A 17,521-nucleotide genomic window follows, 5' to 3' on the forward strand; every position below is an offset into this window, starting at 1 on the left:
GGGAAATCGCGCGATTGGACTGCAATGCAGACCAAAGACGGGAAAACACCTAGCTCTTTTATCCGGGAGGAATACGGCCTGTTAAACCTTGTAATTAAAGGTCTAGGCGAATTTGAACAAGGCCAGCTCCGGCTTGTGATCGCATATCAGGAAGATCTGCATTGCAGAACTCAGGCAAGTGTTGCCGGCTGCTAACGGGGTAGCTACGCGGCCTTTGCGGCCCTGCGTCGGACTACGGCAGAGGGCGCCGCGGATGGCTGACAATTCGCCGCGGCAGTCAAAGAGAGCTGCGCCATCAGACCAGCAAGGTTCATTTGGCTGTAAGCTTCCATCCGACGAACGTGAGATGCATTGTCCGCGTTCGTTGTTGTGTAAGAAGATTTGCAGAAAGGCTTCACCACCTTTGCCAACTATTCAGAGGGGATATCAGATGAAGTTCTTTGCCATGAAAAGAGTCATGCTTGGGCTCGCAGTCACGGCCATGGTCGCAGGTAGCATTCCGCTCGCTGCCGCTCAAGGCGGAAGCGCCAGTACAGCCGAGGTCGCCAAACCCGGCATGGCGAGCAGCGCGAAGCCAACCAGGGCAGAGCGCAAAGCGGCCCGCAAACAGGCCCGCGCGAAGAAAAACTCTGAACTGAAGAAACTGGAGGACGCAGGCTATCAGCCGGGCAGGAACGACCCGAACTATCCGACCGATCTGCAGAATGCGCAGAAGAAGGCCGGGATCGGGACCGGCGCGAGTCAGTAACGAAGGCGGCGGTCGCGCGGTGCGGAATATGGCGCGCACGGCCGCTGGTTCGGAATCAGGCCGGGCGTCGCCGTCCGCCTGAAAATATCCGCGCTCAACGCGCGCCGAGCGTTTCTATCAGCATATCGACGAACGCCTTGACCCGCGCGGTCATCTGTAACTGTTGCGGATACACGGCGTAGATATCCGCTCCCGGCGTGCGGTATTCCGGCAGTACATGGATCAGGCGTCCATCGGCCAGATACTCGGCAATGTCCCATTCGGCTCGCATCAGAATGCCATGTCCGTCCAACGCCCACTTCACGGCGATTTCGCCGTCGTTGGTGGTCAGATTGCCGCGCACGCGCACTGTCTCGGTTTTTTCGGTCGCACCTCGTCCGCTTGTCAGCCGCCATAGCCCGTAGCCGTCGTCGCCTTGTCGAATGCCGATGCAGTTGTGCTGCGATAACTCTGCCGGGTTGCGCGGCGGACGCCGCTTTGCAAAATAAGCCGGCGCGGCGCAAAGGAGCCGCCGGTTCGGCGCCACTCTGCGCGCAATCACACGCGCATCCGGCGGTTCACCGAAACGCACGCAGACATCGAAGGCGTCGTCGCTGATCGGCGGCGGATCGACAGACAGCTGCAACTGCACGTCCACCTCCGGAAAGCGCCGCACGAACTTCGATATCAGCGGGGCCACGTGACTGCGGCCGAAACCGAGCGTCGCGTTGACTCGCAGCAGGCCTTTCGGGGCCGCCTGCGAACCTCCCAGCAGTTGCGCAAGATCGTCCATCTCGCTGAGGATGCGCCTCGCGCGCGCGAGGTACAGCTCGCCCTCCGGGGTGAGGCTCATACGCCGCGTCGTCCGGTTGACGAGCGACACGCCGGCGCGTGATTCCATCTGCGCCAGATGCTTGCTCACTGCCGCCGTGCTCAAGCCGAGTTCGCGCGCGGCGGCTGTCAGGCTGCCACTAGCGGCCAGCGTGGAGAAAAATGCGAGGTCGTCCGGTTGTATCGACGAAGTCATTGGCACGGTCGATTGTCAACTTCAGGTTAAGGATACTTTGAGTCTAGCAGCGTTTTCATGCCGCTTCCTCGCTCTACGATGCAGCCATACGTTCAACATCATGGAGACGCCAGTGAAGACCTATCGCATCGCAACCATTCCCGGCGACGGCATCGGCAAGGAAGTCGTGCCGGCGGGCCAGCGAGTGCTCGAAGCAATCGCCGCGCGAAGCGACGGCTTGAAGTTCGAATTCGAAAATTTCACGTGGGGCGGCGACTACTACCGGCAGCACGGCGTGATGATGCCGGCGGACGGTCTGGATGCCATCCGCGACAAGGACGCGATTCTGTTCGGCTCGGCGGGCGACCCGCACATTCCGGACCACGTGACGCTGTGGGGGTTGCGCCTGAAGATCTGTCAGGGGTTCGACCAGTATGCCAATGTGCGCCCGACCCGCATCCTGCCCGGTATCGACGCGCCGCTAAAACGCTGCGGCCCGAAGGATCTCGATTGGGTCATCGTCCGCGAGAATTCGGAGGGCGAATATTCCGGCGTGGGCGGACGTGCGCACCAGGGCCATCCGATCGAAGTCGCCACCGATGTCTCGATGATGACCCGAGCGGGAGTCGAGCGGATTCTTCGTTTCGCGTTCGGTCTTGCGCAGTCGCGGCCACGCAAGCTGCTGACGGTGATTACCAAGAGCAATGCCCAGCGCCACGCGATGGTCATGTGGGATGAGATCGCGCTGGAAGTATCGAAAGAGTTTCCCGACGTCCAATGGGACAAGGAGCTCGTCGACGCCGCGACCGCGCGTATGGTCAATCGGCCCGCGACGCTCGACACCATCGTGGCGACCAATTTGCATGCGGATATCCTGAGCGACCTCGCGGCGGCGCTCGCCGGCAGCCTCGGCATCGCGCCGACGGCGAACCTGGACCCTGAGCGCCGCTATCCGTCGATGTTCGAGCCGATTCACGGCTCTGCGTTCGACATCATGGGCAAGGGCCTCGCGAATCCGGTCGGCACGTTCTGGTCGGTCGTGATGATGCTCGAGCATCTCGGAGAGCGCGTCGCCGCGCGCAAGTTGATGGAGGCGATCGAACGCATCACGGCCGACCCCGCGCTGCACACCGGCGACCTCGGCGGCAAGGCCACCACGGCGCAGGTGACCGATGCCGTGTGCGCGATCCTCGCGGCGGATTCGGCCGTCGAGTCCCAGGCCGCCTGAACGCAAGGCGCACGCTATACAAAAACATAACGCCCGGACCAGCGTGTCACGGGCGGATTCACCAGGAGACAGGCATGACCCATGAATCGAAAGCCGAATCGCACGCCCGTGTGGTTCGCAAGCTGACCTGGCGCATTTTGCCGTTCGTGATGCTGCTTTACTTTGTCAGCTTTCTCGACCGCGTCAATGTCGGCTTTGCAGCCATGACGATGAACAAGGACCTCGGCCTCTCGCCGACCATGTTCGGGCTGGGCGGCGGCATCTTCTTTCTCGGTTACTTCCTGTTTGAGGTGCCCTCGAATCTCATTCTGAACAAGGTCGGTGCGCGCATCTGGATTGCGCGCGTGATGGTGACGTGGGGCCTGGTTTCCGCCGCCTCCGCGTTCGTTGTCGGGCCGAACTCGTTCTACACGCTGCGGTTTTTGCTCGGTGTCGCCGAAGCCGGTTTCTTCCCCGGCATCATCCTTTATCTCAGCCAGTGGTTCCCGGCCCGGCAGCGGGCTGTCGCCGCTGCCGCATTCATGGCGGCAGCGCCTTTGTCGACCGCGATCGGTTCGCCGATTTCAGGCGCCATCATGCAGATGCCTGCCTTGTTCGGATTGAAGGACTGGCAGTGGCTCTTCATCATCGAAGCGATTCCGGCGGTGATGCTCGGACTGGTGGTTTTGAAGGCGCTCACGGACTCGCCCGACAAGGCAACGTGGCTCGCCGCCGATGAGAAAGCGTGGCTCATTGCAACCTTGCGCGAAGAACGCCTGGGGCGCGAGTCGCAGGCAGGCCACGCAGCGGGCGCGCTCGCCGCACTGCGCGATCCGCGCGTCTGGGTCATGTCGATGATTTACTTCGGGACTTCGGCAGGCCTTTACACGTTAGGTCTGTGGGCGCCGCTGATTATTCGCCAGTTCGGCTTTAGCGCGTTCGGCACGGGTGCGTTGAACGCGATTCCGAGCGTGCTGGCCGTGATCGGCATGGTGCTGTGGGCCCGCCATTCCGACCGCAGCGGCGAGCGCACGTGGCATGTGGTCATTCCGTGCGTTGCGGCAGGTATCGGGCTCGCATGGGCGGGTTTTGCCGACAGCGCGGTTGCGGTGGTGCTGGCGCTGGTGGTCGTGAACGTCGGCATCAGCGCGGCGAAGGCGCCGCTTTGGGCCATGCCGAGCACGTTTCTTTCGGGCGCAGGCGCGGCCGCGGGCATCGCCATGATCAACTCGATCGGCAATCTTGGCGGGTTCGTCGGTCCGTTTGCGATTGGCTGGCTGAAATCCGTCACGGGCGGATACGCTGCCGGACTTTACGTGGTTGCAGCGAGTCTTGCCGTATCAGCCATGCTCGCTTTGGCTATGGGCCGGCGAGGATATCGGACTGCGCCGGCTGCACAATGAGCACGACGTGAGCACGGCGGCTCTCTGAATGAAGACGCGGTTGACTCCCGCGCTGTCAGTTGTCCGCTGGTTTGGCATCTTGCGGACAGCGCGGGAGTGCAGGGCATCAACGCACGGGTTCTCAGTGGTCGAATACCGGCGAATGCTTCCCAACCGGGCGCGCCGCCGACCACTGCGACGAACCTCCGAGAGGGCCGCCGTATCCCGAGCTGTCGGCAGAAGCCGACGGCTTGCGCGAAGGCTGCTGATAGGGCGAACCCGGCTGGTTGCTCTGCGCATCGTGCATCGAGGCAGCGGACGATGAGTCTTTCGTTGCGTCGTTCATGGGTGTGTTCGTTTGCTGTGCAAACGAGAGCGTCGGAACCGCAAGGATCGACCCAATAAGAATGATGCGTTTGAGTGCTTTCATGATGGTTCTCCAATAGTGTGAGGGTGCCGCGCCGGCCAATCCGGTCGATGCGTTCGCACAGAATAAGCAGCTTTCCTTAACTTCTCCTTAGGCGGAACCCAGCGTTCTCTTCGTGTTTTCGAAGCGCGAAAATTGCCGCGCGATAGTGGGTGCGCAGCGCTTCAGGGGCACCCGCTCAAGCATGTCTTAAGCGATGAATCATGCGGACCCGAATCGTGATGAGAACCGTTGACGTTCTCGCTCAAGACGCGTCTTGGGGGCTTTGTGATTTCCGCGCGTGAATCGAGTACGCTTTGCTATTGACGACTCGATATGCGGACACTTCGCCATGGCATCCAAACATGAAGTAAGGCGGTACAGAGCCAATCTTTCCGATGAGCTTCATAGTGCCGCGCTGTATGAAACCCTTGCGAAGGTGGAGAAGGACGACACTCGCAAGCAGGTATATAGCGACCTCGCCAGGTCCGAGCGCGAACACGCGCAGGTGTGGGCCGACAAGCTGAAGGCCAACGGAATCCAGCCGAAGGGGGCTGGGCAAGCTGTCAAAACCCGCCTGATGCAGGCATTGGTGCGAATTTTCGGCGCGGGTTTCGTCTTGCCCACGCTCGCCGCCGCCGAGTACGCGGATCGCAACAAATACCACGGACAACCAGACGCCGCGCGCCTGTCGGCCGATGAGCATCACCACGCCGCCGTGGTTCAGACGCTGGCTCACGGCGGCGGCGACCCGGACATGTCGCAAGGCGCGCGGATTGCGGCAGCGGAGTCGTGGCACAAGGGCGTATCGTCGGGTAACGATCTGCGCGCGGCCGTGCTGGGAGCGAACGACGGGCTGGTCTCGAACTTTTGCCTGATCATGGGCGTGGCAGGCGCCGGCACTGGCAACAATGCCATCCTGTTGACCGGGCTGGCCGGGCTGATAGCCGGAGCGTGCTCGATGGCGTTGGGCGAATGGCTGTCGGTAACCAATGCTCGGGAGCTAGCCAGCACCCAGATCGCGAAAGAGGCCGAGGAACTGGAGATCTCCCCTGAGGCCGAAGAGCACGAACTGGCGCTGATCTATCGCGCCAAGGGCCTCGATGCGGGCGAGGCCAAACGCGTGGCATCGCAGATGATGCGTGATAAAGACAAGGCGCTCGACACGTTGACGCGCGAGGAACTCGGACTCGATCCCGCCGAATTGGGTGGCAATCCCTGGTCTGCTGCGGGAGTCTCCTTTTGCCTGTTCTCGGTCGGCGCGATTTTCCCGGTCATGCCGTTTCTGTGGACGAATGGGTTCAACGCAATCGTCCAGTGCATCGTTCTCAGCATGCTTGCGCTCGCATCGATCGGCGTCTTCACGTCGCTCTTTAACGGACGAAGCGCAGCGTTCTCGGCACTGCGTCAGGTGGCGATCGGTTTGATCGCTGCGGCGTTCACATTCGGGGTCGGTAAGCTGCTGGGCGTATCCATCTCCTGACAACGCTCTGAACCTCGCCGGCGCGGATGGCTGCGGTTGTATCGCGCGCATGCACCGATCGCGAACGGAATGGATTTTCTTTCAAAAGCGCTTTCATTTTCTTTGCATTGATTGAGGCGAGACTTTACGTTTTGCATTCAGACAATGCCTGTCAATCGTTTCTGTCGTCGCTCAATTATCCGGTCCCTTACATTGATTTCGCCTGTAATTAATAAGCGATCCTATATTTACAAAAATAACCGATAAAAAAGCGCTTATTTCTGAGTAAGTCAGGCGTTCGCTTAAGCGTCTCTTAAGCAAAGGGCGCGTAGCTTCTTGCGAGCTGTCGGCAGGTCGCAACCGGTTATCTGGAAGCTGCAGAAGCTCTTTTTCAGGTGTGTCTGCATTTTATTGCGTCATTTGATTGACACTTCATTCCGCTAAAGTGAAACCGCCGGATTTTACGGTTTCAGCGTAGTTGAGGGATGTCGTTTCCTTGGCGAAAAAAGAAATGCATTTAATAAGGATACCTTTTAAATGAAAAAGACTTCCATTGCTTTTGTGGTTTCAGTTGTCATGGCGCTTTCGGCGTGCGGCGGAAGCAGTAATAGCATAAGCACGCCGACACCGGCGCCGATTCCTAACACCGCGACGGCGTCCGGCTACTCGCTTTCAGTATTCGCAAAGGCACCGTCGGCGACACAAAAACCCGATTCGATCGTGATGATGGGTTCCAGCGTATTCATCGGCTATCAGAACGCTGGCGAGGTAAAGGACGGCTCCGTGGCCGGCATCACGAATCAGGTGGTGCAGTACGACCTGAACGGCAATGCCCAGAAGACGTTTACGGTGCCCGGACACGTGGACGGTCTGATGGCGCGTAGCGACACCAACACGCTTTGGGCGATGGCCAACGAAGACGGCAATCCCGAGCTGACGATCATCGACCTGGCCACCGGCGCACAAAAGACGTATCAGGCGACGGTCAACCCCACCGTTCACGGCGGCGGCTACGACGATATGCAGCTGCTAAACGGTGTCGTGTACGTCAGTGCGTCGGCGCCGACGACGACTGGCGTGGCCCCGACCGTTGTCGCCCTTACGCTGAACGCAAATGGTTCGACCTTCGATGTCACGCCCGTGCTGGCCGGTAATGCGCAGGCCATCGACGTCACGCCGTCGGTGGGCGGCGCGGCAAACCCGACCTTCAATCAGCCGGTAACGCTGGCATTGACCGATCCGGATTCAGAGGCAATCGACCCGTCCGGCAGGCTCGTGCTGGACAGTCAGGCAGACGGCAAACTGGTGTTCATCAGCAATCCGGGTCCGAGCCAAAGCGTGAGTGTCCTCACTCTGACGCTGTACAGCGATAAGGACGGTCCGATCTACCCTGTGGACGATACGCGCTTCGTTCCGGCGCCGGGCGCTACGGGCAAGACGTTCATGCTCTTCACCGACTCGAGCAACACGACCTACCGGGTCGATGCGCCTTTCAAACAAGGCGACGCCTACAGTGCAGGGCAGGGGCAGGTGATGCAACTGGATCTGAAGTCCGGCCACCTGACGCCTGTGGTCGCCGGCATTGGCAACGCCTCGGCGCTGCAAGACCCGCACGGCATGCTCTTCGTTGCGCAATAAGTAGCCGCTTGCGACGCCTCAGAGGTTTTTCTGAGGCGTCCTGTCGCGCAACGTGTTCATCCAGGCCGGATGTCGCGGCTGCCTCGTTTATCTCAATCCCCATCCCAACCGCGGCGCTCGCGCCATTCGCGTTCGTGCTCCTCATGGCGATGCCATTGCCGTTCGCGCCACTCCTGGCGCTCACGCCATTCGCGAGCACGCCAGTCATCGTCGTAGCCATACTGGACGACGGGCGCAGGCGCATAGACAACCGGCGGCGGCGGGACATAGACTGGTTCGGGCTGCACATACACCGGACCCGGCAAGCCGATACCGATGCCGACATCGACGTGTGCGGAGGCCGCTGAGGATGCCGCGAGCGCCGCGGCGCCGAGAACTGCCGCTAACAGGTGCTTGGTCATTTTTTTATCGCGTGCTGTGTCCAGCGCGGTGACAGTGAATATGGAGCGCAGTTTAGGCAGGGTGGCAGTTCGTAGGTGCAAGCGATATGCGAGATTGGTAACACGGAGTTACCTTAAGGTTGCCATAATGATTGCTGGCCAGGATGGAGGTGCCAAGCCTCGGGTCTACCGTTTGCTGCTCGCCAGATGTTCACCGGCTGCTCACCGGCTGCTCACCATTCGCGACGCTTGTTCGGTCCGGACCGGTAGCGAATCTTTGGGCCGCGCAGGTTTCATGAAGGTTTCATTTTGCCAACAGGCGTCCGTGCTCGGCAAGGGGAGGCGTAATGAGTATTTCCGCTGAAGTTTGGGCGCTCGCGCGCCTCTGGTGCATGTACCCGGTATTGACAGCCATTGCGGTCTGGTACTTTTCGCGCGCCGACCGTCTGGTTCATGTCTTCCGGGCACGGTATTGACGTCTTTCGCGGTCCGCTCCCCGACAAGCGATCTTTTTGCACCGCAACGCCGCCACTTGCACGGGCGCGACACGCCGGCTGACCGCTCCAATCTCCCGCAAACCCTTGTCCCGCAGGGCTCCGAGTGCCGTATGACGGCCCGGACGCCATTCCGCTGTCGCATTTTCACATGTGGTTGTCGCAAATAGTCGGCTAGCCGTACTTTTTTCTGGCAACTATGTATGCACAGCGCGGACGTGCGTCCGCCACGCAGCAAGTATCTTGCATAGGACCCGAGTAAGTGCTCTGCATGGGCCCGGAGTAAGCACTAAAGCGCTAACTCGGGTCGACAGCTAAAGCGCTAACTCGGGTCGACAGCAAGTATCTTGCATGGGACCCGAGTAACCGCTAAAGCGCTAACTCGGGTCGACATAGGAGAGCATTCAATGAATTCCCCGAAGGTCGTGGTCGAAGGGCTGTGCAAGGTGTTCGGCACCAACCCGAAACAGGCGATCGGCATGCTGGCAGGCGGCGCGACGAAAGAGGAAGTGTTCGCGCGGACCGGTCAGATCGTCGGCGTCCACAACGTGTCGTTCGAAGTCAAGGAAGGCGAGATCTTCGTGCTGATGGGTCTGTCCGGCTCCGGCAAGTCGACACTGATTCGCCTGATCAATCGCCTCGTCGAGCCGACAGCCGGCAAGGTGCTGATCGACGGCCGCGATGTGGCAAGCGTGCCGCGCTCGGAATTGACGGCGCTGCGCCGCAAGGACATGAGCATGGTGTTCCAGTCGTTCGCGCTGATGCCGCAGCGCACCGTGCTGTCGAACGCGGCGTTCGGGCTCGAAGTGGCGGGCGTCGGCAAGAAGGAGCGCGAGCAGCGGGCGATGGCCGTGCTCGAACAGGTCGGCCTCGCGCCGTTCGCGGAGAAGCTGCCGGCGCAACTCTCGGGCGGCATGCAGCAGCGCGTGGGGCTCGCGCGGGCGCTGGCGGTCAATCCGTCGCTGATGATCATGGACGAGGCGTTCTCCGCACTCGACCCGCTCAAGCGCAAGGAAATGCAGAACGTGCTGCTCGACCTGCAACGCGAGCAGCGGCGCACGATCCTGTTCGTGTCGCACGATCTGGAAGAGGCGATGCGCATCGGCACGCGGATCGCGATCATGGAAGGCGGCAAGGTGGTGCAGATCGGCACGCCACAGGAAATCATCAAGAATCCTGCTGACGACTACGTACGCGCCTTCTTCGAAGGCATCGACACCAGCCGCTATCTGACGGCCGGCGACCTGATGCAGACCGACGCCGTGCCGTTGATGCATGCGCCGCACATCGACGCGTCGAGCGTCGCCGCGACGCTGAACGGCAGCGCCGAGTACGCTTTCGTGCTCGACGGCGAACGCCGGATCCGCGGCTTCGTTTGCCGCGATGCGACCGGCAGCGCGTCGCCGCAGGTCAACCATATCGAATGCATTCGCCACAGCACGCCGCTCGACGACGTGGTCGAGCGCGTGGTGGCGAGCCGCGCGCCGCTGCCGGTCGTCGATGCCGACGGTTTCTACTGTGGTTCGGTCAACAAGACGAACGTGCTGAACGTCCTTACGCGCCATCGAGGTTCCCATGTCTGAAATCATTCCGCTCGGCGCCTGGGTCGATCACGGCGTCCACTACCTGCTCGACCACGACGCGAAAACCTTCGATTCCATCGGCAAGGTCATCGAGAACTTTGCCGCGCTGATCGAGCACGGCCTGCAATCCGTGCCGATGTGGGCGCTGATGGCGTTCTTCGTCGGCATCGGCTTGTGGCGGGTCGGCTGGCGTTTCGCGCTGTTCACACTGCTGGCGATGCTGCTGATCTACGGCACCGGCTTCTGGGATCAGATGGTGATCACGCTTGGCCTGACGCTGTCGTCGACCTTGATCAGCCTCGTGCTCGGCGTGCCGCTCGGCATCTCGACAGCGAAGAGCCGCTACGTCGAAATGATCGTGCGGCCCGTGCTCGACCTGATGCAGACCATGCCCGCCTTCGTCTACCTGATTCCGGCGGCGATGCTGTTCGGTCTCGGCCGCGTGCCGGGGATTCTGTCGACCGTGATCTTCGCGATGCCGCCCGCGGTGCGCCTCACGTCGCTCGGCATCAAGCATGTGAACCGCGAAATCGTCGAAGCAGGGCAAGCGTTCGGCTGCACGCCTTTGCAGCTGCTCTACAAGGTGCAGATTCCGAATGCGCTGCCGTCGATCATGACCGGCGTGAACCAGACCATCATGATGGCGCTCTCGATGGTGATCATCGCGTCGATGGTCGGCGCGGGCGGTCTCGGCAACGACGTGCTGGCGAGCATTCAGCGCCTCGACATCGGGCTCGGGTTCGAAAGCGGCCTCTCGGTAGTGATGCTCGCGATCATTCTCGACCGCATCACGGAAAGTTTCGGCCGCTCGCCGGGCATGGCGCGCGCACCGCTTCTGTCGGGCCTGCGCAACGTAATGAAGGTGCGCCGGGCGCCGGCGGCGCAACACGGCTGAGCCGCCTATGAAGCGCGACGCGATCACGCCCATCGAGGCTCAACCCGAATCGCCGCTGTCCGGGCTCGCGCACTTCGGCTTTCTGACGCTGCCGAATTTTTCGATGATCGCGTTCACGAGCGCGGTCGAAGTACTGCGCATGGCGAATTACGTGGGCCGCGAGCAGCATTACAGGTGGTCGGTGATCACACCTGATGGCGAACCGGCGCGAGCCAGCAACGGCATCGTCGTCAAGCCGACCACGACGCTGGCCGAAGCGGGCATGCCCGATGTGCTGATCGTCTGCGCGGGCTGGCACGTGCGCGACTATGTAGACGAGACGGTCATCGCGTTGCTGCGGGACGTGGCATCGAAAGGCATTCCGCTCGGCGGCCTCTGCACGGGTCCGTATGCGCTGCTGGCGGCGGACCTGCTCGACGGTTATCGCTGCACGGTGCATTGGGAAGACATGTCGCCGTTGCACAAGAGCTATCCGCATGTGCGTTTCGCCGACGAGTTGTTCGTGATCGACCGCGACCGCCTGACCTGCACGGGCGGCACCGCGCCGCTCGATCTGATGCTCAACCTGGTCGGCATGAGGCTGGGGCGCGCGCTTGCGGCGCAGGTGTCCGAGCAATTCATCGTCGAGCGGATTCGCGGCTCGACCGATTATCAGCACATTCCGGTGGACGCACGCGTCGGTTTCTCGCGCGCGGAACTCATCGAAGTGGTGCGGCTGATGGAAGCGAATATCGAGGAACCGTTGTCGCTCGATGAACTCGCGCGGCTCGTGCATTTGTCGCAGCGTCATTTACAGCGCATGTTCAAGATGTTCCTGAGCGTGTCGCCCACGCACTATTACCTGACGCTGCGCTTGCGGCGCGCGCGCGAACTCTTGCGCAATACCGATGCGTCGATTGCTCGCGTGACGGCGGTCTGCGGCTTTCATTCGCCGTGTCATTTCAGTAAGGCATACCGCGCGCAGTTCGGCCATGCGCCGAGCGTCGAGCGGCGGCTGTCGGCGTAAAGCCTGCGGCACCGGCTCATACTCCTGGTTTCATCTGCCTGGTTTCGTCCGTTTAGTTTCGTCCGTTTTAGTTTCATCTGCCTGGAACATCCAATCCGGCATCAATTACCCTTGGGGGAAACCATGAAACGTCTGTGGGTCGCGTCGCTGTGCGCGCTGTCAATGTCGGCTCTCCATGCAGCCGAACCTGCCACCTGCCGGAACGTCCGGTTCGCCGACGTCGGCTGGACCGACATCGCAGCGACCACCGGTCTCGCGTCGACGGTGCTCGAAGGGCTCGGCTACAAGCCGACCAAAACGATCGCGTCGGTGCCGATCACGTTCGCGGGCGTGAAAAGCAAGCAGATCGACGTGTTTCTCGGCTACTGGTCTCCGACCATGGACCCGATGATCGATCCGTTCAGGAAAGCCGGGCAGGTCAACGTGCTGCCCACGCCGAACCTGACCGGCGCGAAATACACGCTGGCCGTGCCGGATTATGCGTATCAGGGGGGCATCAAGTCGTTTGCCGACATTGCTAAGAACTACGACAAGCTCGACGGCAAGATCTACGGCATTGAACCGGGCAACGACGGCAATGCGCTCATCAAGAAGATGATCGACAGCAACCAGTTCGGCCTCGGCAAGTTCAAGCTGGTGGAATCGAGCGAGGCGGGCATGCTGATCGAAGTGAATCGCGCGATTCGCGAGAAGAAGCCGATCGTGTTTCTGGGGTGGGAACCGCATCCGATGAACGTGCAGATGAAGATCGACTATCTGTCCGGCGGCGACGACGTGTTCGGTCCGAACTACGGCGAAGCCAAAGTGCTGACGGTCACGCCGACCGACTACGCGGCGCGGTGTCCGAACGTCGCGAAGCTCGTGTCGAACCTGCAGTTCACGACCGATATCGAGAACCACGTGATGTTGCCGATCATGAACAAGATCGATGCGAACAAGGCGGCGCGCGACTGGCTGAAGACGAATCCGGCGGTGCTGGACAAATGGCTCGCGGGCGTAAAGACGTTCGACGGCAAGGACGGTTTGCCGGCGGTCAAGGCTTACGTCGCGGGGAAGTGATGGTTTAGTTTTCGCGCCGTTTGAACGGCGCCTGGATCAGATAAGCCGGGCTGGGCTCAGATCGCCTGAGCGCGGCCCGGAAAGGTCTCGTCATAGCCGGCGCCGTCTTGCGCTTGCTCCGCCGTGCCGCGCTGCTCGCGGTACATCATGGGCGGCAAGCCGAATTGCTTGCGGAATTCGCGGCCCAGATGCGACGCGTCGGAAAAGCCGCAACTCGAGGCGATATCCGCAACGGTTTTATCCGAGCTCGTCAGCAGCCACGCGGCGGTGCGCAAGCGAACCTGCTTCGCGTACGCTTGCGGCGCTTTACCGGTTTGCGCCTTGAACAGGCGTTCAAGCTGGCGCGGCGACAGATCGAGCTTGCGCGCGAGTTCGTCGAGCGATAGCGAACGCCCCACGTGCTGTTCCATCAGCAGAATCGCGCGCTTCACCTTCGGATGCGCGGCGGGCGCAAGTCCCGGCGGATGCGGCTGCGGCGCGTTGCCCTTTTGCATGTCGTCCACCAGCAGGATGCGCAGCGCCTTTTGCACCGTGGCGGTTTCGAAGTGGCGCAGCAGGATCGCCGCAGCCACGTCGATCGACGCGCGGCCACCCGAGCAGGTGATGCGCCTGCGGTCGATCACGAACAGGCGGTCGGCGACCAGCGCTTCCTCATTGACCGACGGAAAGCGCTCGATGAAATCCCAGTAATGAAACCAGCTCACGCAGATGCGGTGGCCGTCCAGCACACCCGCGCGCATCAGCGAGAACACGCCGGTGCACATGCCGACGAGCGTCGCATCGGTCGCGGCGGCGCGGCGGATGAACGCGAGCGTCGCTTCGCTCGCGGCGGGCCCCGAATGCAGCAGGCCGCCGACCACGACGACGTAATCGAACGGCTCGGCGTTGTCGAAGGTTTCCCACGGCGTGATCTGAATGCCGCAACTCGCGCGCACCGGCGCCAGGGTTTCCCCGATGACGCTCCATGAACAGCGCACGGGCTTGCTGAAATCGCCTTCGTCGGCGGACAGGCGCAGCAGGTCGACGAAACCCGAGAACGCCGTCAGCGTGAAGTTCGGCAGCAGGATGATGCCGAAGCGGATGCGCTGCTTCGAGGTGCCGTCGATGGATTGAAGGGGAAGCGGTTCAGCGGGGTTCATGCATACGGCCAGTAAAGGAAAGGGTTGAATCAAGCATAGCACCCGCATTACGCCCGGTTAGCGCCTGGTGAACGCCTGATGAACGCCCGGCAGCGGGGCCGTGCCGGCTCTGGCATCAGCATCGCCAGCGGCGGCAGCAACGCCTGTCGGAAATGCGTCAGAAGTCATCGCAAATACGCCGCCGCGCTTTGCGGACGGACCGCTTGACGACACTATCCCACGGTGATGCCGTTTTTATTCTATCGGTCCAAATTGGCGTTTGGTGCAATGGGGGCGAATCTGAACCCAGCCAATCCCCGGCAGCGCAACGCATAAGGCACGCCATGAACGTCAGCGTCTTCGATCTGTTCAAGATCGGTATCGGTCCGTCTAGTTCGCACACGGTCGGTCCGATGATCGCTGCATGCCGCTTCGCCTCGCATATCGAAGACGCCAACCTGCTCGGCTTCGTGCGCCGCGTCAAAGTGGAGCTGTTCGGCTCGCTCGGCGCCACCGGCAAGGGGCACGGCACCGATAAAGCGGTGCTGCTCGGCCTCGAAGGCAATCTGCCCGACCTGATCGATCCGGACCTGATCGAGCCGCGCCTTCAGGCGATCCGCGAGACGAAGCAACTCGTGCTGCTCGGCAAACACCCGGTCAAGTTCGACGAGCGTGAGCACCTTGGCTTCTTCCGCAAGCTGATGCCGGGCGCGCCGGGCTCGGGTGTCGTGCATCCGAACGGCATGCGTTTCCAGGCTTTCGACGAAAACGGCCAGTTGCTGGTGGAGAAAGAGTATTACTCGATTGGCGGCGGCTTCGTCGTCAATCGCGAAGGCGACCGCGTGAACGGCCTGCGCGCCGGCGCGGACGTGCCGTATCCGTTTCGCACCGGCGACGACCTGATGCGCATTTGCCGCGAAACCGGTCTGTCGATCGCGCAGATCACGCTGCGCAACGAATGCGTTTCGCGGCCCGAACAGGAAGTGCGCGATGGCCTGCTCGCGATCTGGCGTGTGATGTCTGCCTGTGTCGAGCGCGGCTGCAAGGTGCGCGGCGAGCTGCCGGGGCCGATGCACGTGAAGCGCCGCGCCGCCGACCTGTGCGCGCAATTGCGTTCGCATTCGGAAGAATCGCTGCGCGATCCGCTGTCGATGCTCGACTGGGTCAACCTGTATGCAATGGCCGTCAACGAAGAAAACGCGGCGGGCGGGCGCGTCGTCACCGCGCCGACCAACGGTGCAGCCGGCGTGATCCCCGCGGTACTGCATTACTACGTGAAGTTCATGCACGCGTCGAACGACGACGGCATCGTCACCTTCCTGCTGACCGCGGCGGCGATCGGCATCATCTACAAGGAAACCGCGTCGATCTCGGGCGCCGAAGTGGGCTGCCAGGGTGAGGTGGGCGTCGCGTGCTCGATGGCCGCTGCGGCACTCGCGGCAGTAATGGGCGGCACGCCGACCCAGGTCGAGAACGCCGCCGAAATCGGCATGGAACACAACCTCGGCATGACGTGCGACCCGGTCGGCGGCCTCGTGCAGATTCCCTGCATCGAGCGCAATGCGATGGGCGCGATCAAGGCGCTGAATGCCGCGCGCATGGCGATGAAGGGCGACGGCCAGCACTACGTGTCGCTCGATAACGTGATCAAGACGATGCGCGAAACCGGCGCGGACATGAAGACCAAATACAAGGAGACGTCGCGCGGCGGCCTCGCTGTGAACGTCATCGAGTGCTGAAGAGCTACGAAGCAAAAGTACCGAAAGTACCAAAAGTACCAACAAGGACCCAAGATGAGCCGCTATTCGATATTCAGCCTGTTGCGCAACGGGATGTCGTATCACGAGAACTGGGAGCGCCAGTGGAAGAGCCCGGAGCCTAGGCGTGAATACGACGTCGTGATCGTCGGCGGCGGCGGGCACGGTCTCGCCACCGCCTATTACCTCGCGAAGGAGCACGGCGTGCGCAATATCGCCGTGCTGGAGAAGGGCTGGATCGGCGGCGGCAATACCGCGCGCAACACGACCATCGTGCGCTCGAATTACCTGTGGGACGAATCGGCCGCGCTCTACGAAAAAGCGATGAAGCTGTGGGAAGGTCTGTCGCAGGACCTCAACTACAACGTGATGTTCAGCCAGCGCGGCGTGATGAACCTCGCGCACACGCTGCAGGACGTGCGCGACACTGAACGGCGCGTGAATGCGAACCGGCTGAACGGCGTCGATGCCGAATTCCTCACGCCGGAACAGATCAAGGAAATCGAGCCGACTATCAATCTGAACAGCCGCTATCCGGTGCTCGGCGCGTCGATTCAGCGCCGCGGCGGGGTGGCGCGGCACGATGCGGTGGCGTGGGGTTTCGCGCGCGGCGCGGATCAGCATGGTGTGGACATCGTCCAGAACTGCCAGGTCACCGGGATTCGCCGCGACGGCAGCCAGGTGACCGGCGTGGACACCACCAAGGGTTTCATCAAGGCGAAGAAGGTTGCGATCGTGGCCGCGGGCAATACGTCGACGCTCGCCGACATGGCCGGCGTGCGCCTGCCGCTCGAAAGCCATCCGTTGCAGGCGTTGGTGTCCGAGCCGATCAAGCCGGTCGTCAACACGGTGGTGATGTCGAATGCGGTGCACGCGTACATCAGCCAGTCCGACAAGGGCGATCTGGTGATCGGCGCGGGCGTCGATCAGTACACGGGCTTTGGGCAGCGGGGCAGCTTCCAGATCATCGAAGGCACGCTCGAGGCGATCGTCGAAATGTTCCCGGTGTTCTCGCGGGTGCGGATGAACCGCCAGTGGGGCGGAATCGTCGACGTGTCGCCGGATGCCTGCCCGATCATCAGCAAGACCGACGTGAAGGGGCTGTATTTCAACTGCGGCTGGGGCACCGGCGGCTTCAAGGCGACGCCCGGCTCGGGTTGGGCCTACGCCCACACGATCGCGAAAGACGAGCCGCATCCGCTGAACGCGCCGTTCTCGCTCGAGCGGTTCTATACCGGCCACCTGATCGACGAGCACGGCGCCGCCGCTGTGGCCCACTAACGTTCATGCACCGCAATGAATTGCATGGGACCAGAGTAAGTGCTCTGCATGGGCCCGGAGTAAGCGCTAAAGCGCTAACTCCGGCCGACAGCTAAAGCGCCAACTCTGGTCGACCGCAAC

Annotated in this window: 15 protein-coding genes; 11 read left to right on the forward strand and 4 right to left on the reverse strand. The window is 61.8% G+C overall.

The features are described from left to right. Positions 1-430 precede the first annotated feature (430 nt). The gene (locus tag AC07WT_RS30305; protein ID WP_494951081.1) at positions 431-748 is read left to right on the forward strand and encodes a hypothetical protein; all 318 of its coding nucleotides are present in this window, start codon (positions 431-433) and stop codon (positions 746-748) included. Positions 749-842: 94 nt separating this feature from the next. Here AC07WT_RS30305 and AC07WT_RS30310 read toward each other — a convergent pair whose 3' ends face one another. Continuing rightward, a complete protein-coding gene (locus AC07WT_RS30310; protein WP_494949806.1) occupies positions 843-1,754 on the reverse strand; it encodes a LysR family transcriptional regulator in 912 nt (303 codons plus the stop codon). Between the two features lie 112 nt (positions 1,755-1,866). Between AC07WT_RS30310 and AC07WT_RS30315 the strand changes: the two genes are divergently transcribed. Both AC07WT_RS30315 and AC07WT_RS30320 read left to right on the forward strand, forming a co-directional pair. Continuing rightward, entirely contained in the window at positions 1,867-2,961 is a 1,095-nt protein-coding gene (locus AC07WT_RS30315) for a tartrate dehydrogenase (RefSeq protein WP_494949807.1), read from the forward strand. Positions 2,962-3,035: 74 nt separating this feature from the next. Next, positions 3,036-4,343, forward strand: coding sequence for an MFS transporter (locus AC07WT_RS30320; RefSeq protein ID WP_494949808.1), 1,308 nt, complete (start codon positions 3,036-3,038; stop codon positions 4,341-4,343). A 121-nt stretch (positions 4,344-4,464) separates the two neighbouring features. Here AC07WT_RS30320 and AC07WT_RS30325 read toward each other — a convergent pair whose 3' ends face one another. Further along, on the reverse strand, positions 4,465-4,752 hold the full coding sequence (locus AC07WT_RS30325) for a hypothetical protein (protein ID WP_492594206.1): 288 nt from the start codon (positions 4,750-4,752) through the stop codon (positions 4,465-4,467). 328 nt (positions 4,753-5,080) lie between these two features. Between AC07WT_RS30325 and AC07WT_RS30330 the strand changes: the two genes are divergently transcribed. Then, complete coding sequence (locus tag AC07WT_RS30330) at positions 5,081-6,211, forward strand: VIT1/CCC1 transporter family protein (RefSeq protein ID WP_494949809.1); 1,131 nt, start codon at positions 5,081-5,083, stop codon at positions 6,209-6,211. 516 nt (positions 6,212-6,727) lie between these two features. After that, complete coding sequence (locus AC07WT_RS30335) at positions 6,728-7,828, forward strand: hypothetical protein (RefSeq protein ID WP_494949810.1); 1,101 nt, start codon at positions 6,728-6,730, stop codon at positions 7,826-7,828. Between the two features lie 92 nt (positions 7,829-7,920). Here the strand turns inward: AC07WT_RS30335 and AC07WT_RS30340 are convergent, their stop codons facing one another. Then, positions 7,921-8,229 (reverse strand): hypothetical protein, encoded by a 309-nt coding sequence (locus AC07WT_RS30340; RefSeq protein WP_492594203.1) that lies wholly within the window; start codon positions 8,227-8,229, stop codon positions 7,921-7,923. 880 nt (positions 8,230-9,109) lie between these two features. Here AC07WT_RS30340 and AC07WT_RS30345 point away from each other — a divergent pair. From AC07WT_RS30345 to AC07WT_RS30360, 4 genes are all read left to right on the forward strand, one after another. Next, on the forward strand, positions 9,110-10,285 hold the full coding sequence (locus tag AC07WT_RS30345; RefSeq protein ID WP_494949811.1) for a quaternary amine ABC transporter ATP-binding protein: 1,176 nt from the start codon (positions 9,110-9,112) through the stop codon (positions 10,283-10,285). Further along, a complete protein-coding gene (gene choW / locus AC07WT_RS30350; protein WP_492594201.1) occupies positions 10,278-11,180 on the forward strand; it encodes a choline ABC transporter permease subunit in 903 nt (300 codons plus the stop codon). The genes AC07WT_RS30345 and choW overlap by 8 nt, the downstream gene beginning before the upstream one ends. 7 nt (positions 11,181-11,187) lie before the next feature. After that, positions 11,188-12,186, forward strand: a complete 999-nt coding sequence (locus tag AC07WT_RS30355) for a GlxA family transcriptional regulator (RefSeq protein ID WP_492594200.1) — start codon at positions 11,188-11,190, stop codon at positions 12,184-12,186. A gap of 123 nt (positions 12,187-12,309) precedes the next feature. Next, complete coding sequence (locus AC07WT_RS30360; RefSeq protein ID WP_494949812.1) at positions 12,310-13,245, forward strand: choline ABC transporter substrate-binding protein; 936 nt, start codon at positions 12,310-12,312, stop codon at positions 13,243-13,245. A gap of 56 nt (positions 13,246-13,301) precedes the next feature. On the opposite strand, the gene AC07WT_RS30365 is transcribed toward AC07WT_RS30360, so the two are convergent. Next, positions 13,302-14,384 carry a GlxA family transcriptional regulator gene (locus AC07WT_RS30365; protein WP_492594198.1) on the reverse strand — a complete coding sequence of 361 codons (1,083 nt, stop codon included), beginning with the start codon at positions 14,382-14,384 and terminating at the stop codon, positions 13,302-13,304. 323 nt (positions 14,385-14,707) lie between these two features. On the opposite strand from AC07WT_RS30365, the gene AC07WT_RS30370 reads away from it, so the two are divergent. Then, a complete protein-coding gene (locus AC07WT_RS30370) occupies positions 14,708-16,102 on the forward strand; it encodes an L-serine ammonia-lyase (RefSeq protein ID WP_494949813.1) in 1,395 nt (464 codons plus the stop codon). Between the two features lie 54 nt (positions 16,103-16,156). Further along, on the forward strand, positions 16,157-17,401 hold the full coding sequence (locus AC07WT_RS30375) for a sarcosine oxidase subunit beta family protein (RefSeq protein ID WP_341319277.1): 1,245 nt from the start codon (positions 16,157-16,159) through the stop codon (positions 17,399-17,401). Positions 17,402-17,521: the final 120 nt, after the last annotated feature.

It is taken from the genome of Paraburkholderia sp. GW821-FHT02A12 (assembly GCF_059422005.1).